The following is a 21,740-nucleotide window of genomic DNA, read 5'->3' as shown; positions in this document are numbered from 1 at the left end:
GACCGCCCGCCACGCCGACGGTGGGCGGTCGTACGCTGTGCACCGTGGAGGACGACGACATCCTGGACACCCCGGTCACCGCGGAGGGCCCGCAGCCGCGGCCCCAGTCGCTCATGCTCACCTTCTTCGGCAATCACGTCCTGGAGGAAGGCGACCTGTGCGTCTACTCGGGCAGCATCATCGAGGTACTCGGCCGCGTCGGGGTGGGTGAACAGGCCGTACGCTCCACGCTCACCCGCATGGTCAACCGCGGTCTGCTGCGGCGCCGGCGCGAGGGCCGCAAGATGTTCTTCGGCCTGACTCCGCAGGCGACGCGGGTCCTGGAGGACGGCCGTACCCGCATCTGGAAGCAGGGCGCGGTCAACGACGACTGGGACGGGTCCTGGACGCTGCTCGGTTTCTCCCTCCCCGACTCCTGGCATCGCCGGCGCCACGACCTGCGCTCCCGGCTGGCCTGGTCCGGATTCGGCGCGCTGTACAGCGGGCTGTGGATCGCCCCCGGGAAGGTCGACGTCGCCGCGGTGGTCGCGGAGCTCGATCTCGCCGACCACGTCAAGATCTTCCACGCCCTGGCGGACGACAGCACCGACATCGCGCAGATGATCCACGGCACCTGGGACCTGGAGAGCATCGCCGCTCGCTATGTCACGTTCGACAAGCGGTGGACGGCGCACCTCGACGCGGGGGCCGGGGACGACCCGATCGGAACCCGGCTGCGGCTGGTCAGCGAATGGCTGTGGACCATCCGCACCGACCCGAGGCTGCCCGCCAGGCACCTTCCCCCCGAGTGGCCGGCCCGCGCCGCCCAGGAGACCTTCCGGCGCGTCGCCGAGCACACCGAGCTGCCCGCGCGGCGGATGGCCGGCGAACTGCTGGAGACCACCCCGTTCGGGTAGCCGGACGGCGCCGGGCAGCCGCGCGACCGGCCGGGAATGCGATCCGGATGGCGGACGGGAAACGGCGGCGAGCCGCGAAACGCCGCCGTGGTCCTTCGCGGCCCTCCCCTGACCGGCGAACATGCCTGTCATGGACATCTTGCTCGTCGCCAGCGCGTTCAACAGCCTGTCCCAGCGTGTGTACGCCGAACTGTCCGACCAGGGGCACCGGGTGGAGGTCGTACTCGCCTCGCACGGACCCGAAGCGGTCCGGGCCGCCGTACGCGCGACGCGTCCGGAGCTGGTCGTCGCTCCGATGCTGAAGACGGCGCTGCCGGAGGACGTGTGGCAGGAGCACACCTGTCTGATCGTGCATCCGGGCCCACCCGGCGACCGCGGCCCGTCCTCCCTCGACTGGGCGATCGCCGAGGAGGCGTCCCACTGGGGTGTGACGGTGCTTCAGGCCGAGGCGGCGATGGACGCGGGCGCCATCTGGGCGGACGGGGCCTTCCCGGTGCCGGCGGCCGGCAAGAGCGACCTGTACCGCAACGAGGTCTCCGACGCCGCCTCGGCCGCCGTCCTGCTGGCGGTGGAACGATTCGCCGACGGATCGTTCAAGCCGAAGGAACAGAGCGATCCCACGATTGCCGTGGTGTGGCGCGACTTCCTCCGCCAGGAGCGGCGACGGATCGACTGGGAGAACGACAGCACGGCGACGGTGCTGCGCAAGCTCCGTGGGGCCGACTCGCAGCCGGGTGTCCTGGACGAACTGTGCGGCCGGGAGGTGTTCCTGCACGGCGGGCACGGCGAGGACCACCTGCGCGGGCGCCCCGGCGAGCTGCTCGCGACCCGGTCCGGCGCGGTCTGCCGGGCCACCCGGGACGGCGCGGTGTGGATCCCGGAGCTGCGCCCCCGCAAGAGCTCCGGCGACCCGGCGCCGTTCCGCCGCCCCGCGGCCTCGGTGGTCGCCGGCTTCCCGGCTCCGTCCGGCACCGGCCAGGGGACGCCACGCCATGACGGCGGCCCGCACTGGCTGCCGGAGGACACGGTCCCGCTCGAACTGACCCCGGACCGCGCCACCTGGACCGACATCCGCTACCGGCAGCACGGCGAGGTCGGCTTCCTGTCCTTCTCCTTCCCCGGCGGCGCGATGAGCACGGATCAGTGCCGCAGGCTGCTCGCCGCGTACCGGCGGGCGCTCACCCGCCCCACCTCGGTGCTGGTGCTCGGCGGCACCCGCGACTTCTTCTCCAACGGCATCCATCTGAACGTCATCGAGGCGTCGGCCGACCCGGCGGGCGAGTCGTGGGCCAACCTCAACGCCATGAACGACCTGGTCGAGGCGGTGCTGCGGACGACCGACCGCCTGGTGGTCGCCGCCCTCGGCGGCAACGCGGCCGCCGGCGGTGTGATGCTCGCCCTGGCCGCCGACCAGGTGTGGTGCCGCACGGGCAGCGTCCTCAACCCGCACTACCGACGCATGGGCCTGTACGGGTCGGAGTACTGGACGTACACGCTGCCACGCCGCGTCGGAGCCGAGACGGCCGCGCGGCTGACGACCGAGGCGCTGCCCGTGAGCGCGGCGACGGCCGCACGGATCGGCCTGGTGGACCGTCTGGTGCCGGCCCCGGCGCGGGAGTTCACCGGGGAGGTCGAGCACATGGCTGCCGCCCTCGCCGAGGACACGGACCTCACGGCACGGATCGCCGCGAAGGCCGCGGCGCGGCGGGCGGACGAGGCGCGGCGGCCGCTCGGCGAGTACCGGCGGGACGAACTCGCCCGCATGCGTGCCATCTTCTTCGACCCGCGGGCCCCGTACCACTCCCTGCGCTCGGCCTTTGTCCGCAAGCAGCCGAGCGGCTCCGCCAACCCGCTGGCCACCGGGGGTGCGCGATGAGCACCCGCCTGCTGGTGGCCGGCGTCGGCAACATCTTCCTCGCGGACGACGCCTTCGGCCCCGAGGTGATCCGCGCCCTGGACCTGCGTCCGCTGCCGCCCGAGGTGCGGGTGCGGGACTTCGGCATCCGCGGCATGGACCTCGCGTACGAGCTGCTCGACGGCTACGACACGGCCGTTCTTGTCGACGCGTCCGTACGGGGACACGAGCCGGGCACCCTGTCGCTGATCGAGCCGGAGCTGCCCGACGGCACCGCGGGCGGGCCCGTTCCCGAGGCGCACGGCATGGACCCGGCGAAGGTCCTGGCGCTGGCCGGCCACCTGGGCGACGAGCCGCTCCCACGCGTCCTCGTCCTCGCCTGCGAGCCCGAGCTGCGGGCGCGCGGCGACGAGGACATCGCGCCGGGCATCAGCGCGACCGTGCGTGACGCCATCGGGCGGGCGGTCGCGGCCCTGCACACGATGGTCCCGGTGCTGCTCGCCGACCCGGCGGCCACGCCCTCGTTGAGCCGCCCGGAGGAATCCACGGACCCGTGCGCGGCCGGTCTCCCGCGCCTGGTGGCCGAGGGCGCGGAGGATCGATAGCGGTCCGAAGCCCCCGATCCCCCGCTGGGAGCAGCGCTCATGTGCGATTCCTTGGACGAGGTCACTCAGGCCGTCCTGGCGAAGAACGACGATCTGGCCGCGAGCCTGCGCGAGGAACTGGCCCGGCGTGGTGTGAGCGTGGTCAACCTGCTGTCCAGCCCGGGCAGCGGAAAGACGGAACTGCTCGGGCGTGTGCTGGCCAGGGCGGTGGAGCGGGCCATCCCGGTGGCCGCGCTCACCGCCGACCTGGCGACCGACAACGACGCCCACCGGCTCGCCCGTTCGGGGGCGCCGGTGAAGCAGCTGCTGACCGACGGGCTGTGCCATCTGGAGGCCCGGCAGCTGCGCGGCCATGTGGAGAGCTGGCTGCCGGAGGGCACCTCGCTGCTGTTCGTGGAGAACGTCGGCAACCTCGTCTGCCCGGCCTCCTACGACCTCGGCGAGAGCCTGCGGATCGTGCTGATGGCGGTGACGGAGGGCGAGGACAAGCCACTGAAGTACCCCACGGCGTTCGGCTCCGCCCATCTGGTGGTGCTCACCAAGACCGACCTGGCCGGGCCCGCCGGTTTCGACCAGGCCGCCTTCGCCGCCAACATCCAGCGGGTCAACCCCGGGGTGGAGCTGATGTTCTCCTGTGCCCGGACCGGCGACGGGGTCGACACCCTGCTGGACCGGGTGCTCGCGGTGCGGGACGGGGCCGCGGTCCACCGCCCTCCGCTGGCGCCCCGCCCCCACAGCCACGCTCACACCCAGAGCGACACTCACATCCACACCCACACGCATGAGGACGCCGCTTCCGGCCTCGCGGCCGGCCGCGTCTCGTGACGGCGCCCACCACTGAGGCGTTGCGCCGCCGCGTCACCGTGCGCGGCACGGTGCAGGGCGTGGGTTTCCGCCCGTACGTGCACCGCCTGGCCTCCGACCTCGCCCTGGCGGGGTTCGTGAGCAACACGGCGAGCGGTGTCCTCATCGAGGTGGAGGGCCCGCCGGACGGTGTCGTCGACTTCTGCGAACGGCTGGCCGCCCAGCCCCCGCCGCTGGCCTGCGTCACCAACGTCGGATTCGAGGACCTGCCCGTCACGGGTGCCGACGACGCCTTCACCATCCGCTCCACGGACCGCTCCCCCGGCCGCACGCTCCTGCCGCCCGACACGGCGACCTGCGCCGACTGCCTGCGGGAGCTGGCCGATCCGGCCGACCGCCGCCACCGGCACCCGTTCGTCACCTGCACGCACTGCGGGCCGCGCTTCACGATCGCCACGGGCATGCCGTACGACCGGGCGGTCACGACCATGGCCGGCTTCCCGATGTGTCCCGACTGCGCCCGGGAGTACGGCGATCCGAGCGACCGCCGCTTTCACGCCCAGCCCGTGGCCTGCCCCGACTGCGGCCCTCGGCTGCGCCTGGTGCCCGCTGCCGGGAGCGCCGTCCGGCCCGCGCGCGACGCCGATGCCCTGGCAGCGGCACGGGCACTGCTCGCCGCCGGAGGGATCGTCGCCGTCAAGGGCCTCGGCGGCTACCACCTGGCGTGCGACGCCACCGACGCGCGGGCCGTCGACACGCTGCGCGCCCGCAAGGCGCGCGGCGGCAAGCCGTTCGCGGTGATGTGCGCGGACCTCGATGTCGTGCGGCGGATCGCCGTACCGTCCACGCCCGAGACGGCCGCCCTCACCGGCTCCCGGCGCCCCATCGTCCTGCTGCGTCGAAGTACGGAGCACGACACCCTCGCGCCCGGCGTCTGCCCCGGCAGCCCGCACGTCGGCGTCATGCTGCCCTACACCCCCGTACACACCCTGCTGTTCGGCCTGCCCGGTGATCCGCCGGGCCCGCGGGTGCTCGTCATGACCAGCGGCAACCGCTCGGGGGAACCGATCGTCACGGACGACGCCGAGGCCCTGACCCGGCTGGCCGGTCTCGCCGACGCCTGGCTGGCCCACGACCGGCCCATCGCGTCGCCGTGCGACGACTCCCTGCTGCGGGTACGCCCCGACGGTACGGAGCAGGTGCTGCGCCGGTCCCGGGGTTATGCACCCCGCCCGCTGCGTCTGCCGGTCGCGGTGCGGCCCGCGCTGGCCGTGGGCGGCGACCTGAAGAACGCCCTGTGCCTCGGCGAGGGCGACCACGCCTGGTTCGGGCCGCACATCGGCGACATGGGTGAGCTGGCCACCCTGGAGGCGGCCCGGCGGGCGGAGTCCCAGATGCGGGCACTGACCGGCGTCGGCCCCGAACTCGTCGCCGCCGACCGGCACCCGGGATACCACTCGTCGCGCTGGGCCCGGCAGAGAGCCTCCCAACTGCCCGCGCGCTCACCCGTGTTCGTCCAGCATCACCACGCCCACATCGCCTCGGCGATGGCCGAGCACGGCCTCGACGGCACCACACCCGTGATCGGGGTCGCCTTCGACGGCACGGGCTACGGCGACGACGGCACCGTCTGGGGCGGCGAGATCCTGCTCGCCGACTACAACGGCTTCCGGCGCTACGGCCGGCTCACCCCGGCCCCGCTCCCCGGCGGCGACGCGGGCGTGGCCAACCCGTGCCGCCTGGCCCTGGCCCGGCTGTGGGCGGCAGGTCTGCGATGGGACACGGACCTGCCCAGTGTGGGTGCCTGCGCCACCGACGAACTTGCCTTGCTGGAACGCCAGTTGACAAGCGGTCTGGCCTGTGTGGCGACCTCCAGCATGGGGCGGCTCTTCGACGCGGTGTCGTCACTGGTCGGCGTCTGTCATCGCGCTGAGTACGAGGCGCAGGCGGCCATGGAGCTGGAGTCCGCCGCCGGGGCGGCCTGGGACGCCGATACCTCGGCATACGCTTTCGGACTCGCCGGCGGCGCCTACGACCCGGCGCCCGTGCTCGGCGCGCTGGTCGCCGATCTGCGCCGCGGCACCCCGGCTCCCGTGCTCGCCGCGCGCTTCCACCGCGGCGTGGCACGGGCCGTCGCGGCGGTGTGCCGGCGGGCGCGCCGGGACACCGGACTGACCACCGTCGCCCTGAGCGGCGGGGTGTTCGCCAACGCGCTGCTGGAGGAGGAGTGCACGCGACTGCTGACCGGGGACGGCGTCACGGTGCTCCGGCACGGCGAAGTCCCGCCGAACGACGGCGGGTTGGCCCTCGGCCAGCTGGTGGTCGCGGCGCACGAACGACAGAAGGAGTGACCCATGTGCTTGGCAGTGCCCGGCAAGGTCGTGTCCATCGACGACACCGCGGATCCGCTCACCGGGCTGATCGACTTCGGTGGGGTGCAGAAAGAGGCGTGTCTGGAGTACGTGAGCGACGTGCAGGTGGGTGAGTACGTCATCGTGCACGTCGGCTTCGCGCTCCAGCGCCTGGACGAGGAGTCGGCACTGGCCTCCCTGAAGCTCTTCGAGGAACTGGGGCTGCTGGAGGAGGAGTTCGGGGACGCCTGGGAGCAGGCGGCCAAGGAGGCGGGCGGGGCCGCGGTGGCGGACCGCCAGGACAGCGGGAGTGAGGCCCGGTGAAGTACATCGACGAGTTCAACGACCCCGATCTCGCGCGGCGGCTGCTGGACGAGATCCGTGCCACCGCCACCCGGCCCTGGGCCCTGATGGAGGTGTGCGGCGGGCAGACCCACTCGATCATCCGGCACGGCATCGACCAACTGCTGCCCGAGAAGGTGGAGTTGATCCACGGCCCCGGCTGCCCCGTCTGTGTCACGCCGCTGGACGTCATCGACCAGGCGCTGGAGATCGCCTCGCGGCCCGACGTGATCTTCTGCTCCTTCGGCGACATGCTCCGGGTGCCGGGCACCGACCGCGACCTGTTCCGGGTCAAGGGCGAGGGCGGCGACGTACGCGTGGTCTACTCGCCGCTCGACGCCCTGGAGCTGGCCCGCCGCAACCCGGACCGGGAGGTGGTGTTCTTCGCGATCGGCTTCGAGACGACGGCACCGGCCAACGCGATGGCCGTGCACCAGGCGCGCCGGCTGGGCCTGACCAACTTCAGCCTGCTGGTGTCGCATGTGCGGGTGCCCCCGGCGATCGAGGCGATCATGACGGCGCCGGAGTGCCGGGTGCAGGGCTTCCTGGCGGCCGGGCATGTGTGCAGCGTGATGGGGACGGGCGAGTATCCGGGGCTCGCCGAGCGGTTCGGCGTTCCGATGGTGGTGACCGGCTTCGAACCGCTGGACATCCTGGAGGGCATCCGCCGGGCGGTGCGCCAGCTGGAGCGCGGTGAGCACCGGGTGGAGAACGCGTACCCGCGCGCCGTGCGCGAGGAGGGCAACCCGGCCGCCGTGCGCATGATCGAGGAGGTGTTCGAGGTCACCGACCGGAACTGGCGCGGCATCGGGCGCATCCCGCTGAGCGGCTGGCGGCTGGCCGACGCCTTCCGTGCGTACGACGCCGAGCACCGCTTCGATGTCGGCGGCATCCGCACCGAGGAGCCCGCCGAGTGCCGCAGCGGCGAGGTCCTCCAGGGGCTGATCAAACCGACCGCGTGCGCCGCGTTCGGCACCACCTGCACTCCGCGCACTCCGCTCGGCGCCACCATGGTCTCCAGCGAGGGTGCCTGCGCGGCCTACTACCTGTACCGCCGCATGAACGCGCCGACTCCGCAGGCCGACCGGGCCGCGCGGGAGGAGATGAACCCCGTTGCCTGAACAACTCGCCGAGACGGTGGACCCGGCCAACTGGTCCTGCCCCGCCCCGCTGCGCGACCAGGGGGTGGTGGTGATGGGGCACGGCGGCGGCGGAGCGCTGTCGGCGGAGCTGATGGAGCAGGTCTTCACCCCCGCCTACGGCAATGCCACGCTGGCCGGGCTCGCGGACTCCGCAGTCCTCGAACTGGGCGGCGCGCGGCTGGCGTTCTCCACCGACTCCTACGTGGTCAGGCCGCTGTTCTTCCCCGGCGGCTGCCTCGGCGACCTCGCGGTCAACGGCACCGTCAACGACCTGGCGATGAGCGGCGCCGAGCCCGCGTATCTGTCCGCCGCCTTCGTGCTGGAGGAGGGCGTCGGGCTGACCGTGGTCGAGCGGATCGCGCGGGCCATGGGCGCGGCGGCCGAGGCGGCCGGGGTCACGATCGCCACGGGTGACACCAAGGTGGTGGAGTCCGGGCACGGCGACGGCGTGTACGTCACCACCGCCGGGGTGGGAGTCGTGCCCGACGGGGTGGACATCCGGCCCCAGCGTGCCCGGCCCGGTGACGCCGTCATCGTCAGCGGGCCGATCGGCCTGCACGGGGTGGCGATCATGAGTGTGCGGGAGGGCCTGGAGTTCGGGGTGGAGGTGGCCAGCGACACCGCGCCGCTGGCCGGCCTGGTGGCGGCCATGCTGGCGGTCACCCCGGACATCCATGTGCTGCGCGACCCCACCAGGGGCGGTCTGGCCGCGTCGCTCAACGAGATCGCGCGGGCCTCCGGAACCGGTGTGCGGCTGCGGGAGCGGGCCATTCCGGTGCCGGACGCGGTGGCGAACGCCTGCGGTTTCCTGGGGCTCGACCCGCTCTACGTCGCCAACGAGGGCCGGCTGGTCGCCTTCGTGCCGCCGACGGAGGCGGAGGAGGTCCTCGCGGCGATGCGCGCCCACCCGCAGGGCGCCGGGGCCACACTGATCGGCGAGTGCGTCGCCGATCACCCCGGGATGGTGGTGGTGGCCACCGGGCTCGGCGGGACCCGGGTGGTGGATCTGCCGCTGGGTGAGCAGCTGCCGCGTATCTGCTGATCGGGTCTGGACGTGCGTGGGCCCCGCCGAGGGTGTTCGGCGGGGCCCACGCACGCTATGCCGAGGCCGGTAACGGCTCGATCCCGGCGATCTCCAGTTCCCGGCCGCTGCGCAGGTCCGTGGAGGGCACGTCGCAGCGCGGGCACCAGAAGAACGGGGGCATGCCCACCGGGAACTCCTCGGCGCACGGACCGCACCAGGCCTGCGCGGGGATCTGCTCGACCACGAGGCGCGCCTCGGCGAGGGGGGTCCCGTCCCGGGCCACCTCGAAGGCGAAATCCAGGGCGTCGGGGACGACGCCCGCCAGTTCGCCGACCCGGACGGTCACCGCCGAGACGGACTCGGTTCCGTCCGCCCGGGCCAGCTCACCGGCCCGCTCGATGATCGCGGTCGCGATCGACAGCTCGTGCACCACCGGCTCACGGGTACCGGCGACCGGCGCGGAACCCGCCGGCCATCCGCCAGATCCGCGCCTCGCGCCTGAGGCTGGGCAACTCCCAGACCAGCGCGGCGAGGACCAGACCGCCCACCAGGGCCGCCTCGGCCATCAGCACCCGCTGTCCGCTCTTTCCGGCTCGTCTGCCCGTGGCAGCCGACCACTGTGCTCGTTGGACCTTCATTGCGGCGACTCCCTGCTGTCTCTCATCCCGGTGAGATGTTCGGCATGGTCTCCACGAGCACGTCATGCCGTTTCCAATGGATCCCGGTGGAACGGCGCGCGTCGGCGGTGCCGTCCTCGTGGTGGCCCTTCTGGTCCTTGTACCGCCCCCGGTTGCCCTGGTGAATGCCGGCCACGTGCCCGGGGGTGTCGGGCTTCGCCTGGGCCCGGCCCACTCTGATGCTGCCCATGGGGTGATCTCCTTCCTCGCCTCCGACCTGCGGAGTACGTGCTCAGGACCGCTCGGTGAGGTCCTCGAAGAACCGCTCGACGGCCGGCCAGACCTGGCCGCCGCCGGACAGGCCGCGCCATTCCCGGCGTACGACTGCGACCATCCGGTAGCAGTCGTCGATCGGCACGATCCAGTGGTGGTCGAGGCCGTGGACGGTGTTCACCAGCAGTGCCTCCACCTCGGGTTCCACGGAGGCGAGCTGCGGACACGTCTCGGCGAGCCCGATCCACGCCGCCGCGTCCACCTCCCAGCGCATGGCACCCGCCGGACTCGGGCCCTGCGCGGTGACGGTGCCGTCCGCGCGGGGCACGAAGAAGACCAGGCCGACTGGTACGCCCAGCGCCGCCGTGTCGACCTTGGGCAGCCGGATCCGGCGCCGGGGCACCAACCGGTAGTGCCCGTCACCCGCCCCGGCACCGGCGAACAGCACCGAGCAGGGGCCGCAGACGCACCGCACCTCGTCCTGCCCGGTGTCGTACAGGTGCGCGTGCTCGTCCGGCACCGGCGCGGCGCACAGGTCGCACGCCTCCGCCCCGGCCGCCGCGGTGCGGTCGGCCGAGGAGCGGATGAGGCGGGCCAGGGCTCCGTCGGTGGTCACCGTGCGCCCCGATGCGTCAGCGTGGCGAGCGGTACGAACGCGGGGGCGGGTGCAGGAGGAGCGGCCGTCAGCGGTTCCACCGCCGTCAGCTCGGGAGCCACGGCGAGCACCGCCTCGCGGACCGCGTCGGTGACGTCCAAGGCACCGGCACCGGCACCGCACCCGGAGCCGCATCCGCCGCCCGACGTCATGCGCACCCGGGCCACCCGTCCCTCCACGCCGGCCCACTCCACGTCACCGCCGCGTTCCTGTACGGCGGGACGCAGCCGTTCCACCGCGCGGGCCGCCCGGAGCTCGGCCGGCTCCGGGTGGACGTCGTGCAGGACCAGCAGATGGCCCAGCAACTCGTCGTCGGCCAGGCGCTCGGCCAGCGGGCCGTCCGCGTGGTCCATGACGCGGGCCAGCGCCTCGCCGTAGACCTCGGTCAGCAGCCCCACCGCCTCGGTCGCGGAGCGGGTGGTGGGGCCGGGTGCGGACTCCAGGCTCGCCAGCAGCTCGTCGAGCCGGGCGAGCCGGGCCTCCACGTCCGGGTCCGCCAGGCGGGCGGCACCGGCCTCAGCCATGGTTCGCCCCGTACGTCGGCGAGTGCAGGGTGGTGAGCGTCTTGCCCTTGCCGACGTACATGTGGACGCCGCACGGCAGACAGGGGTCGAAGCTGCGGACCGTGCGCATGATGTCGACGCCCTTGAAGTCGTCCGGCCCGTTCTCCTCGAAGATGGGCTGGCCCTGTACGGCGTCCTCGTACGGCCCGGGGGTGCCGTAGATGTCGCGCGGGCTGGCGTTCCACGGGGTGGGCGGGTACGGGTGGTAGTTGGCGATCTTCTTGTCCTTGATCACCAGGTGGTGCGAGAGGACACCGCGGACCGCCTCGTGGAATCCGCAGCCGATGGCCTCGTCGGGCACCTCGTAGTTCTCGAAGACCTTGGTCTCGCCGGCCCGCACCAGCCCCATGGCCTCTTCCAGGAACTGCAGGGCCATGGCGGCCGCGTAGGCGACGAAGTAGGGCCGGGCGCGGTCGCGCTCGATGGTGTTGCTCCACTGCGGGATGCGCCACTCCAGGGTGGTCTCCGGCAGGGTCTCGCCCTTGGGCAGCGAGATGCGCACGCTGTGCCCGGTGGCCTTGATGTACGGGGTGTCGACCAGGCCGCTCAGCGCGGTCGACCACAGCCGGGCGAGCGGGCCGCCGCCGGTGTCGAGGGCGAGGTGCTGGTCGGTCCGCTTGTCGTACCAGCGCGGGCTCATGACCCAGCTGTACTTGTCGTCGAAATTGCGCTTCTGCGGCACCGGGACGGTGGTCTGGTTCCACGGGTGGCGCATGTCGACGGGGTTGCCGAGCGGGTCGTGCGTGACGAAGGGCGACTCGTTCACCCAGTCCTCGTAGTACGAGCTGCCGAGCATGATGCGCAGGCCGAGGTTGATGTCGACGAGGTTGTTGGTGACGAGTTCGCCGTCGACGATGATGCCGGGGGTGACGTACATCGCCTTGCCCCAGGTGTTCATCGTCTCGTAGCGGTAGTCGACGACCTTGGGGTCCTGGAAGGCGCCCCAGCAGCCCAGCAGGACGCGGCGGCGGCCGACCTCCTCGTAGCCGGGCAGTGCCTCGTAGAAGAAGTCGAAGACGTCGTCGTTCATGGCGACGGCCTTCTTCACGAAGTCGATGACCCGCATGAGCCGGCTGAGGTAGTCGGTGAAGGCGGTCGGCTGCGGCATCGTGCCGACGCCGCCCGGGTACAGCGTGGACGGGTGGACGTGCCGCCCCTCCATCAGGCAGAACATCTCGCGGGTGACCCGGCTGACCTTCAGGGCCTCCTTGTAGACCTCGCCCTCGAAGGGGTTGAAGGCCTTCATGATGTCGGCGATCGTGCGGTAGCCGTGGATCTCGCCGCGAGGCGCCTCGGTGCGTTCGGCGCGGGCCAGCAGACCGGGGTTGGTGGCCTTGACCATCGCCTCGCAGAAGTCCACGAAGACCAGGTTGTCCTGGAAGATCGTGTGGTCGAACATGTACTCGGCCGCTTCGCCGAGGTTGACGATGTGCTCGGCCAGCGGGGGCGGCTTGACGCCGTAGGCCATCTGCTGGGCGTAGTCGGAGCAAGTGGTGTGGTTGTCGCCGCAGATGCCGCAGATCCGGGACGTGATGAAGCCGGCGTCGCGCGGATCCTTGCCCTTCATGAACACGGAGTAACCGCGGAAGAGGGACGAGGTGCTGTGGCATTCCACGACTTCCCGGTTGGCGAAGTCGATCTTCGTGTAGATGCCCAGGTTCCCGATGATCCGGGTGATCGGATCCCAGGACATGTCCACGAGTTGTGGCGGCTTGCGGTCCGTGGGCCGGGCCTCGGTGGTGGTCATCTGCGGTGCTGCCCCTCGCTGTCGGTGATGTGCGGGTGGGTCGTGAGGTGGGGGTCGTGCGGCGTGCGGACCTGCGCGCGCGGCGTCATCAGGGGCGCCAGTGCGGGTCGTAGCCGCTGGTCAGCTTGCGCTTGTTGTGACGCCACCTGGGCTCGTGGTTGACCAGCTCGTTCGTCATGCCGCGCAGCCTGCGGATGACGGCCCCGTACGGCTTGATGGCCAGGGACGAGAGCGTGCCGCCCGGGGGCTCGTCCATGAAGGGCATGAACGCGTCGGGGAAGCCGGGCATCGTGCAGCCGATGCAGATGCCGCCGACGTTCGGGCAGCCGCCGATGCCGGCCATCCAGCCGCGCTTGGGCACGTTGCAGTTGACGACCGGTCCCCAACACCCCGTCTTCACGAGGCACTTGGGCGAGTTGTAGTCCTTGGCGAAGTTGGCCTGCTCGTAGTACGAGCCGCGGTCGCAGCCCTCGTGGACCGTCCTGCCGAACAGCCACTGCGGGCGCAGCATGTGGTCCAGCGGGGGCGGGGGTGCGGAGCCGGCCGCGTGGTAGAGGACCCAGACCAGGGTCTCCATGAAGTTCTCGGGCTGGATCGGACAGCCGGGCACGTTGACGATCGGCAGGCCGCCCTGGGAGGTGTAGTCCCAGCCGAGGTAGTCGGCGAGGCCCATGCAGCCCGTCGGGTTGCCGGACATGGCGTGGATGCCACCGAAGGTGGCGCAGGTGCCGGCGGCCACCACCGCCCAGGCCTTGGGGGCCAGTTGGTCGATCCACCAGTTCAGGGTCTGCGGCTCACCGGTCTCCGGGTCGTTGCCGAACGACGTCCAGTAGCCGTCGCCCTCGATGATGTTCTGGTTGGGGATCGAACCCTCGATTACGAGGATGAACGGTGACAAATCGCCCCGTACTGCGGCCCGGTATGGAGCGAGGAAGTCCTCGCCGCCCAGGCTGGGCGAGAGCACCTTGTTGACCAGGTTCACCTTCGGCAGACCCGGGATCAGACCGAGGACCAGGTCCTCGATGGAGGGCTGGTCGGCGGCGGTGAGGGAGACGGTGTCGCCGTCACAGCTCATGCCCTCGGAGATCCACAGGATGGTGATCTCGTCGAAGCCCTCGCGGTCCTCGCCGCGACTGGGTTCTTTGCTGACCTCGGCGGTACTGCTGTGCGTTGCCATGTCATCGGCCTCCGCTGCGGGGGGTTTCGGATGGAGCGGGCTCCAGGGGCTCGAGTTCGTCCGGCCGGAAGTAGAGGAAGCGGCCGTACCAGGTGTGCAGTTCGGCCGCGGGATCGTCGTCGACGGTGACGGCGAGGTGCACGCTGCCGTCCACGTCATGGAACACGGCCGCGACCTCGGCGGTCCGCCCGGCCAGGAACATGTCCTGGGCGTCGGCTCCGCGTCCCCGCGGACGGAGCCTTACGCGGCTGCCCGAGCCGAGGGGTACGCCGTCCACGAGCACGGTGTCGGTGGACGGCGATAGACCGTCGTCGGCGCCTTCCTGCCACCAGGCCGGTCGTTCGGCGGGCGGGGTTGCCAGGGTGACCGGGGCGGCCGGGGCGACGGGGGTGGCATGGGTTGACGGAGTCAGGGAGCGGACGGCGCCGTGCAGCCGCTCGAAGACTTCCTGAGGCATGGTGTCGACCCGGTCGAGGATCGCGGCGGCCCGCGGGTCGGTGGCGCGCGCCTCGCGCTTCTCCTCGTCGGTCAGCAGCATGGTGCGCAGGGTGAGGATCTCGTCGATCTCCGCCGCGTCGTGCAGGTCGCCGGGGCTCTCCGGGGCGACCTGGGGGTGGTCGGGCAGGATGATCGGGGCGGACAGCAGGACGCGTCCGACCTCGTCGGGGTCACCGCCGAGCACGGGGAACGTGAACTCGTTGCGGCACGCCCTCGCATGGGCACACAGTTCCGCGGGCGGATCGGTCGGCGAGACGAACTCCACCCCGTCACCGCCGATGAGGGTGTGCGTGGCGATGAGCGCTCGGCGCAGCGCCTCGTCGCGCGGGGTTCGAGAATCCGGCGCGGATCCCGTGTTCGTGGTGCGCACCCGGAGGCGGCAGAGATACGGCGCGAGCCGCTCGGCGGCGACGGTGAGGCTCGCCCGTACCTCCTCGCGGCGCCGCACCACCCGCCCGGCGTGTCCCGGCAGGGGCTCGACCTCCACACCGGCCGGCGCTGTCACCGCGACGGTGTGTGCGCCACGAAGGAGCTCGTCCACAGGCACCACGGCATCGAACTCGCGCGGTACGGCCTCGTCGAAGGTCAGATGGGTCGTGCCGTCCTCGGTGCGCAACGACTCGACGGGGCGGTGTTCGCCGTCCCGTCCCGTTTCCTCGACCTGCTTGCGCTGCATCTGCAGACAGCGCAGTCGCACCCGTACGGCCGCACCGGGCTGCCGGAGCCTCAGCAGGCACTCGGTCTGCTGGTACCAGGAGTCGGCGGAGCCGGAGACACCGGCGACGACGGGACCGTCCGACTCCACCCAGTCCCGGGGGAACAGCACCCCGAACTGCCAGCGGACGCGGTTCTTGGCCGAGGAGCGCCGATACGGATACAGGAGGTAGCCCTCGTAGAGGACGGCGTCGGCGACCGCACTCACCTGCTCGAATACGCCCACGCCCTGCCCGGGGTCAGCGCATGCTGTGCCGCCCTCGGCCCGTCCCTCCGCCGTCATCGCGCCTCCTCGTCGCAGTGTGCACGCGCATCCCTTCCACCACGCTCACACCACTCACCCACCCTCGCCTCCTCCGGCGCAGCGGCGATGGGCCATTCGGGTAGGAGGCTCAGTCCGACGGCACGGTCGCCGGCAGGCCCAGCGCGGCGGAGACATGGCGCCAGATGGAGGTGAGCGCCTTGTCGAGGGTGACCGTCGGGTCGCGCAGCATGAGGCGGATGCCGTAGCCGTCGCTGAGGGACAGGACGAGGGTGCTGAGGTCGTCCACGTCGGTCGGCGTGAACTCGCCGGAGGCGATACCGCGTCGTACCGCGTCGCCCACCCAGGCGTGCAGTTGGCCGTACAGGTCGACGGCGAAGACGCGCGTGGTCTCGTCGCGCAGCGCCCGGACCCACAGTTCCTGCCAGAGCCGCCAGTCCTGGTGGAGCTGGGGGTCGGTGGGCAGGAGGTTGCGCAGGATGCGGGCCAGGATGACCGCCGCCGGGGCCGTTTCCGCGTCACGTTCGACGTCGACGGCCGTGTTGGCGAAGGAGTGGGTCATCGCCTCGGTGAACAGCTTCTCGCGCGTGTCGAAGTGATAGTGCAGCAGCGCCGTCGACACACCGGCCCGCTCGGCGACCATGCGCATCCGGATCTTCTCGAACCCGATGTCGGCGATGACCTCGCACGCCGCGGTCAGGATGCGCTCGCGTGTGTCTGCCGTGCGCACCTTCGTGGTCACCCTCGGGCTCCCCTCATTCCGTGGACGTAGGCCATGACCATCTTCCCTCACGGCCGCGCCGCCGGTGCCGCGGCCTCGGGACGGCCCTGTGCGTCGTACGCGTGGAAGCCCCGCCCGGACTTCCGCCCCAGCAACCCGGCCTCCACCATGCGGGACAGCAGTGGGGGTGGCGAGTACTGGGGCTCGCGGAATTCGGCGTACAGCGACTCGGCGATGGCGCGTGTGGTGTCCAGGCCGATCAGGTCGGTCAGGGCGAGCGGGCCGAGGGGGTGCGCGCAGCCGAGGACCATGCCGCGGTCGACGTCCTCGACGGTCGCGCTGCCCGACTCCACCATGCGGACGGCGGCCAGGAGGTAGGGCACGAGGAGCGCGTTGACGACGAAACCCGCCTTGTCCCGGGTCCGGACCACCTCCTTGCCGAGGGTGCCGGTCACGAACTCCTCGGCCCGTGCCGCCGTGGCCGGCGAGGTGAGCAGCGACGGCACGAGTTCGACGAGCCGCAGGACCGGTACGGGGTTGAAGAAGTGCACGCCGACGACCCGGTCGGGGCGGGTCGTCGCGGCGGCGAGCCTGATGACCGGGATGGAGGACGTGTTGGTCGCCAGGATCGTGTCGTCGCCGGTGATCACGGAGTCGAGGCGGGTGAAGACGTCGATCTTGAGGGCCTCGTCCTCGGCGACCGCTTCGATGACCAGGTCGTGGTCGTGCAGCGCCTCGATGTCGTGCACGACGGTGACCAGGGCCGCGGCGGCCTCCCGTCGTTCGTCGCTGAGCCTGCCGTGTGCGGTGGCCCGGTCGAGCGAGCGGGTGATGCGGAGGCGGCCGGCCCGGGCCGCCTCCGCATCGCGCTCCACGACCGTGACCGGTACGTCGGCCCGTGCGCAGACCTCGGCGATGCCGGCGCCCATCAGCCCGCAGCCGACGACTCCCACGCGGTTGATGTCGGTCATCCGTATCCCTCTCTCTGGTCTGCGGCGGTGCGGGTCAGGCGCTGGGCAGGTCCAGGACCCCGGAGCCGCGCTTGATGAGCTCGTTGGCGATGATCAGCCGCTGGATCTCGGAGGTGCCCTCCCAGATACGGTCCACGCGCAGCTCGCGGTAGAGCCGCTCGACGGCGTACGAGCGGTCGTAGCCGCGCCCGCCGTGGATCTGGAGGCACCGGTCGATCACCCGGCCCGAGGCCTCGCTCGCCGCGAGCTTGGCGATGGCCGCCTTGGCGTGCAGCGTCTTGCGGTCCTCGGCCGAGGCCTGGTCGATCTCCCAGGCGACCTGGTGGGTGTAGGCACGGTTGACGGCGATGTCCACGGCGCAGTCGGCGAGCATGCCCTGGATCAGCTGATACGAGGAGATCGGCGCCCCGAACTGCTCGCGCTCCACGGCCCAGTCACGGGACAGCTCCAGCGCCCGCTCGGCCGCGCCGATGGTGCGGGCGGCGATCATCAGGCGCTCCTCGGTGAACCACGAGCGCGTGATGTCGTACCCCTCGCCGATGCCGCCGAGCACCGCGTCCTCGCCGACCTGGACGTCGGTGAACGTGAACTCGGGGTGCTCGTAGACGAAGGTGTGCATCCAGCGCGGGACGCGCGTCATCTCGATGCCGGGGGTGTCCTTGTCGACCAGGAAGAGGGTGGGTGCGCGCTCGGGGCCTGCCGCCGCGAGCACGATCATGAAGTCGGCGTGGTCGCCGACGGTCACGAACCACTTCTCGCCGTTGAGCACCCAGCCCTGGTCGTTCTTCGTCGCCGTGGTGGCCAGGTTCTGCGGGTCGGAGCCGGCGCCGGGCTCGGTGACGGCGTAGCAGTCGCGCCGCTCGCCGTTGATCACCGGGACGAGGAAGCGCTCGCGCTGCTCGGGGGTGCAGAAGCGCAACGCGTTCGCCGGCCGCCACACCATGTCCCACAGGGCGCCGGTGAGCCGCCCCAACTCCTCCTGCACGGTGACCTGTTCGGCGATGGTGAGGCCGGCGCCGCCCCACTCGGCCGGCATGTTGACGGCCTGGAGTCCGGCGTCCAGCACGGCGTCGCGCACCTTGGCGTGGGCGTCGGCGGGCAGGCCGTTGTCCTCCTCGCACTGGATCTCGTAACCGGCGATGAAGTCGGTGAGGGCGCGTGCGTCGGCCTTGAGCTGAACCTGGCGCGGGGTGAGACGGAAGTCCATGGAAGTCCTCGCTGTGCGGTGATGTGACGGGTGGGCGGTTTCAGGGCGTGGGCAGAGCAAGGGCGCGCGTGCCGCGCTTGATGAGCTCGTTGGCGATGATCAGCCGCTGGATCTCGGAGGTGCCCTCCCAGATCCGGTCGACGCGCAGCTCGCGGTACATGCGCTCGACGGGGTAGGTGCGGTCGTAGCCCCGGCCGCCGAAGATCTGCAGACAGCGGTCGGCGACCCGGCCGGCGGCCTCGCTGGCGGCGAGCTTGGCGGTGGAGGCCTTGGCGTGCAGCGTCTTGCGGTCGGTGCCGGGCTGGTCGGCCTCCCACGCGACCTGGTGGGTGTAGGCACGATTGACGGCGATGTCGACGGCGCAGTCGGCGAGCATGCCCTGGATCAGCTGGTACGAGGCGATGGGCGCCCCGAACTGCTCGCGCTCCACGGCCCAGTCGCGGGCGAGTTGCAGGGCACGCTCGGCCGCGCCGACCGTGCGGGCCGCGATCATCAGGCGTTCGTCGGTGAACCATTCCTTGGTGAGGTCGTAGCCGTTGCCGACGCCGCCGAGCACGTCCTCGTCGGCGACGAAGACGTCGGTGAAGGTGAACTCGGGGTGCCCGTTGACGGCGGAGTGCATGAAGTGGGGGACCCTGGTCATCTCGACGCCGGGCGCGGCCCGGTCGACGAAGAACAGCGTGGGCTGCCGCTCGGGTCCGGCGTCCGCCTGCACCAGCAGGAAGTCGGCGATGTCGCCGCAGGTGACGAACCACTTCTCGCCGTTGAGCACCCAGCCGCCGTCGGTGCGGTCGGCCGTGGAGGTGCCGGAGGACGGGTCGGATCCCGCGCCCGGCTCGGTCACCGCGAACGCGTCGAACTTCTCCGCGCGGATCACGGGCAGCAGGTACTTCTCGCGCTGCCGCTCGTCGCCGTAGGCCAGCACGTTGGCGGGCCGCCATGGGATGTCCCAGAGGCAGTTGGTGACCTTGCCGAACTCCTCCTCGACGATGACCTGGTCGAGCAGGCTGAGTCCGGCGCCGCCCCATTCGGCGGGCATGTTGATGGCGTAGACGCCGGCGTCCATGGCGGCCCGGGTCAGTTCGGTCACCAGCTGCTGCGGCAGGGGTCCGCCGGCCTGCTCGGACTGGTCCTCGTACCGCATCAGCAGGCGGGAGTACTCGGCGGCGCGGCGCTTGAGGTCGGCCTGCTCGGGGGTGTAGCGCATGTCCATGGGGGCCTCTTCGGTCAGGTCGGGGGTACGGCGTGCGGGGAGGGGGGTCAGGCGAGTACGGCGCGGGAGTCGAGGGCGAGTGCTCCATCGGGGCGTACGAGAAGGGGGTTGACCTCGATCTCGGCGATCTCCGGGTGGGCGGCGGCGAACGCGGTGATCGCCTCGACGGCCTTCGCGGCCGCTTCGACGTCGACGGGCGGTTTGCCCCGCACCCCGTCGAGGAGGGCGGCGGTGCGCAGTCCGCGCAGCAGGCTCACGGCCCGTTCGGCGGGCACGGGGGCGAGGGTGAAGGCGACGTCGTGCAGGGCCTCCGCCAGCACTCCGCCGAGCCCGACCATGGCGACGGGGCCGAAGCGCGGGTCGCGGTTGACGCCGACGATCAGCTCGATGCCGTCGGTCAGGTCGGCCATGGCCTCCACGGAGTAGGAGGAGGCGCCGAGCCGGGCGTGCATCTCACGGAAGGCGGCGAGCAGTTCGTCGGGTCCGGCCAGGCCGAGTACCACTCCGCCCGCGTCGGACTTGTGGAGCAGATGGAGGGCCTTGAGGACGTACGGGCCACTGAACTCCCCGGCAGCCGCGAGCAGTTCGGCCTCGTCGTGGATCTCGCGGGCCGCGGGGAAGGCGAGTCCGGCCCCTTCGAGGGCTCGGCGGGTCTCCATGTAGCCGCTCTCGCGCAGCGGGGACGCCGGCACGGGAAGGGGGGTGACACCGGTGCGCTGTGCCACGGGTGCCGTCGCGGCGAGGGCGCGGGCGGAGTCCTCGGTGGCGGCGAAGACCGGGATGCCGGCCGCGGCGAGGGTGCGGCAGCTCGGGGACTCGGGGTACATGGACTGCACGACGAGCGGCTTGGCGGTGGCGCGGTGCCGGGCGGCGATGAGGCGAGCGGCCTCCTCCTCCCCGTCCGCAAGGGCCTTGCCGCCTCCGCCGAGCCCGCCTTCGGCCGCCGCGTAGCCGCCGAAGTAGCCGGTCATCAGCACGGCGTCGACCTCCTCGGCCGCAAGGAGCGCGGCGATGGTCTCCGCGTACGAGGCGGGGTCCTGCTCACCCATGCCGGCGAGGTCCACGGGGTTGGCGACGGCCGACTGTTCCCACAGGGCCTCCCTCAGCTGCTGCCGTGTCGGCTCGTGGAGTTCGGGCACGGTCAGGCCGGCCGCCTCGACGGCGTCGGCGGCGACGACGCCGTGTCCGCCGCCGTCGGTGAGCACGGCGACCCGGCGTCCCGATGCCCGCCTCGCGCCGCTCAACGCGGCCACGGCGACAGTGAGTTCGCGGGGTGTGGCGACGAGTTCCACGCCGGCGTCCCGGCAGGCCGCGGTCACGACGTCGGCCGACGTGGTCAGCGCGCCGGTGTGGGACTGTGCGCTGCGCGCTGAGGCGTCGCCGCGTCCGGCGGTGAGCAGCACCACGGGCTTGCCGGCGTCGGCGGCGGCCTCGGCGAAGGCGCGTCCGTCGCCGAAGTCCTCGGCGTAGACCGCGATGGCCCGGGTGCCCTCGTGCCTGGCGCAGTCGGCGAGGAGGTCGACGAGGGTGACGTCGGCCTGGTTGCCGAGCGAGACGAACCGCGAGAAACCGAGGCCGTGCGGGCGGAAGCGGAGCTGGAGTTCGAGGGCGAGGTTGCCGCTCTGGCTCAGGAGCGCGACTCCGCCCGGAGTGAAGGTGTCGGAGGCCAGGAAGAGGTCGGTGGTGTTGTCGGCGATCCCGAGACAGTTGGGGCCGACCATCACGGCACCGGCGGCGCGTACGCGTTCGGCGACGGCCTGCTGCCGTATCCGCCCCGCGTCGCCGGTCTCGGCGAATCCGGCGGTGATGGCGACGATCGCCCGGGCCCCGCACCGCAGGGCCTCGTCGACGGCGTCCTCGAAGCCGGCGGCGGGCACGGAGACCACCGCGAGGTCGACGGGCTCGCCGATCGCGCTCAGGCTGGGGGCGACGGTCCGCCCGAGCACCGTGCCGCCACGGCGGTTGACCATGTGCACGGGGCGGCGGCCGTTGGCGCGGATCGCCTGGGCGGCTATGGCATGGCCGTACTTGGCCGGGTCGTCGCTGGCTCCGACGACGGCGACGGATACGGGGTCGAAGAGGGCCGACAGGTCACGTCCCATG

The 21,740-nt window shown here is 72.0% G+C and carries 21 protein-coding genes; 8 read left to right on the top strand and 13 right to left on the bottom strand.

All coding sequences use genetic code 11. From position 1 onward, the window contains the following. Positions 1-44 precede the first annotated feature (44 nt). The 8 genes from ACZ7L5_RS28215 to hypE all read left to right on the top strand — a co-directional run bounded on the left by ACZ7L5_RS28215 (position 45) and on the right by hypE (position 9,037). Entirely contained in the window at positions 45-896 is an 852-nt protein-coding gene (locus tag ACZ7L5_RS28215) for a PaaX family transcriptional regulator (RefSeq protein WP_471520198.1), read from the top strand. Between the two features lie 130 nt (positions 897-1,026). After that, the gene (locus ACZ7L5_RS28210; protein WP_471519837.1) at positions 1,027-2,772 is read left to right on the top strand and encodes a hydrogenase maturation protein; all 1,746 of its coding nucleotides are present in this window, start codon (positions 1,027-1,029) and stop codon (positions 2,770-2,772) included. Beyond that, positions 2,769-3,356 carry a hydrogenase maturation protease gene (locus ACZ7L5_RS28205; protein WP_471519835.1) on the top strand — a complete coding sequence of 196 codons (588 nt, stop codon included), beginning with the start codon at positions 2,769-2,771 and terminating at the stop codon, positions 3,354-3,356. The genes ACZ7L5_RS28210 and ACZ7L5_RS28205 overlap by 4 nt, the downstream gene beginning before the upstream one ends. A gap of 39 nt (positions 3,357-3,395) precedes the next feature. Beyond that, a complete protein-coding gene (gene hypB, locus ACZ7L5_RS28200; RefSeq protein WP_471519833.1) occupies positions 3,396-4,181 on the top strand; it encodes a hydrogenase nickel incorporation protein HypB in 786 nt (261 codons plus the stop codon). After that, positions 4,178-6,511: a carbamoyltransferase HypF gene (gene hypF / locus ACZ7L5_RS28195; RefSeq protein WP_471519831.1), complete on the top strand. Its 2,334-nt coding sequence runs from the start codon at positions 4,178-4,180 to the stop codon at positions 6,509-6,511. Before hypB ends, hypF begins: the two co-directional genes overlap by 4 nt. 3 nt (positions 6,512-6,514) lie before the next feature. Beyond that, positions 6,515-6,835: a HypC/HybG/HupF family hydrogenase formation chaperone gene (locus ACZ7L5_RS28190; RefSeq protein WP_328883635.1), complete on the top strand. Its 321-nt coding sequence runs from the start codon at positions 6,515-6,517 to the stop codon at positions 6,833-6,835. Further along, positions 6,832-7,974: a hydrogenase formation protein HypD gene (gene hypD, locus ACZ7L5_RS28185; protein ID WP_471519829.1), complete on the top strand. Its 1,143-nt coding sequence runs from the start codon at positions 6,832-6,834 to the stop codon at positions 7,972-7,974. The genes ACZ7L5_RS28190 and hypD overlap by 4 nt, the downstream gene beginning before the upstream one ends. Continuing rightward, a complete protein-coding gene (gene hypE / locus ACZ7L5_RS28180; RefSeq protein WP_471519827.1) occupies positions 7,967-9,037 on the top strand; it encodes a hydrogenase expression/formation protein HypE in 1,071 nt (356 codons plus the stop codon). The genes hypD and hypE overlap by 8 nt, the downstream gene beginning before the upstream one ends. Before the next feature lie 55 nt (positions 9,038-9,092). On the opposite strand, the gene hypA is transcribed toward hypE, so the two are convergent. The 13 genes from hypA to ACZ7L5_RS28115 form a co-directional block, all read right to left on the bottom strand. After that, positions 9,093-9,449 (bottom strand): hydrogenase maturation nickel metallochaperone HypA, encoded by a 357-nt coding sequence (gene hypA, locus ACZ7L5_RS28175; protein WP_328884577.1) that lies wholly within the window; start codon positions 9,447-9,449, stop codon positions 9,093-9,095. A 7-nt stretch (positions 9,450-9,456) separates the two neighbouring features. After that, positions 9,457-9,657, bottom strand: coding sequence for a hypothetical protein (locus ACZ7L5_RS28170; RefSeq protein ID WP_471519825.1), 201 nt, complete (start codon positions 9,655-9,657; stop codon positions 9,457-9,459). Between the two features lie 22 nt (positions 9,658-9,679). Beyond that, positions 9,680-9,886, bottom strand: a complete 207-nt coding sequence (locus ACZ7L5_RS28165) for a hypothetical protein (protein ID WP_383232847.1) — start codon at positions 9,884-9,886, stop codon at positions 9,680-9,682. A gap of 42 nt (positions 9,887-9,928) precedes the next feature. Beyond that, positions 9,929-10,525, bottom strand: coding sequence for a DUF5947 family protein (locus ACZ7L5_RS28160; RefSeq protein WP_471519822.1), 597 nt, complete (start codon positions 10,523-10,525; stop codon positions 9,929-9,931). After that, on the bottom strand, positions 10,522-11,088 hold the full coding sequence (locus tag ACZ7L5_RS28155; protein ID WP_471519820.1) for a NifU family protein: 567 nt from the start codon (positions 11,086-11,088) through the stop codon (positions 10,522-10,524). The genes ACZ7L5_RS28160 and ACZ7L5_RS28155 overlap by 4 nt, the downstream gene beginning before the upstream one ends. Next, on the bottom strand, positions 11,081-12,874 hold the full coding sequence (locus ACZ7L5_RS28150; RefSeq protein ID WP_471519818.1) for a nickel-dependent hydrogenase large subunit: 1,794 nt from the start codon (positions 12,872-12,874) through the stop codon (positions 11,081-11,083). The genes ACZ7L5_RS28155 and ACZ7L5_RS28150 overlap by 8 nt, the downstream gene beginning before the upstream one ends. 88 nt (positions 12,875-12,962) lie before the next feature. Next, the gene (locus ACZ7L5_RS28145; protein WP_328883627.1) at positions 12,963-14,051 is read right to left on the bottom strand and encodes an NADH-quinone oxidoreductase subunit B family protein; all 1,089 of its coding nucleotides are present in this window, start codon (positions 14,049-14,051) and stop codon (positions 12,963-12,965) included. A 1-nt stretch (position 14,052) separates the two neighbouring features. Continuing rightward, positions 14,053-15,546 (bottom strand): hypothetical protein, encoded by a 1,494-nt coding sequence (locus ACZ7L5_RS28140; protein ID WP_471519816.1) that lies wholly within the window; start codon positions 15,544-15,546, stop codon positions 14,053-14,055. Positions 15,547-15,655: 109 nt separating this feature from the next. Beyond that, entirely contained in the window at positions 15,656-16,267 is a 612-nt protein-coding gene (locus ACZ7L5_RS28135) for a TetR/AcrR family transcriptional regulator (protein WP_471519814.1), read from the bottom strand. A gap of 47 nt (positions 16,268-16,314) precedes the next feature. Further along, positions 16,315-17,217, bottom strand: a complete 903-nt coding sequence (locus ACZ7L5_RS28130) for a 3-hydroxybutyryl-CoA dehydrogenase (RefSeq protein WP_471519812.1) — start codon at positions 17,215-17,217, stop codon at positions 16,315-16,317. Positions 17,218-17,251: 34 nt separating this feature from the next. Further along, positions 17,252-18,424 carry an acyl-CoA dehydrogenase family protein gene (locus tag ACZ7L5_RS28125; RefSeq protein ID WP_383232867.1) on the bottom strand — a complete coding sequence of 391 codons (1,173 nt, stop codon included), beginning with the start codon at positions 18,422-18,424 and terminating at the stop codon, positions 17,252-17,254. A 40-nt stretch (positions 18,425-18,464) separates the two neighbouring features. Then, positions 18,465-19,637, bottom strand: coding sequence for an acyl-CoA dehydrogenase family protein (locus ACZ7L5_RS28120; protein ID WP_471519810.1), 1,173 nt, complete (start codon positions 19,635-19,637; stop codon positions 18,465-18,467). 47 nt (positions 19,638-19,684) lie between these two features. Further along, positions 19,685-21,739 carry an acetate--CoA ligase family protein gene (locus tag ACZ7L5_RS28115; protein WP_471519808.1) on the bottom strand — a complete coding sequence of 685 codons (2,055 nt, stop codon included), beginning with the start codon at positions 21,737-21,739 and terminating at the stop codon, positions 19,685-19,687. Between the last annotated feature and the right edge of the window lies 1 nt (position 21,740).

It is taken from the genome of Streptomyces sp. NPDC107528, from assembly GCF_055639295.1.
This window is presented reverse-complemented; position numbering and strand designations above follow the sequence as displayed.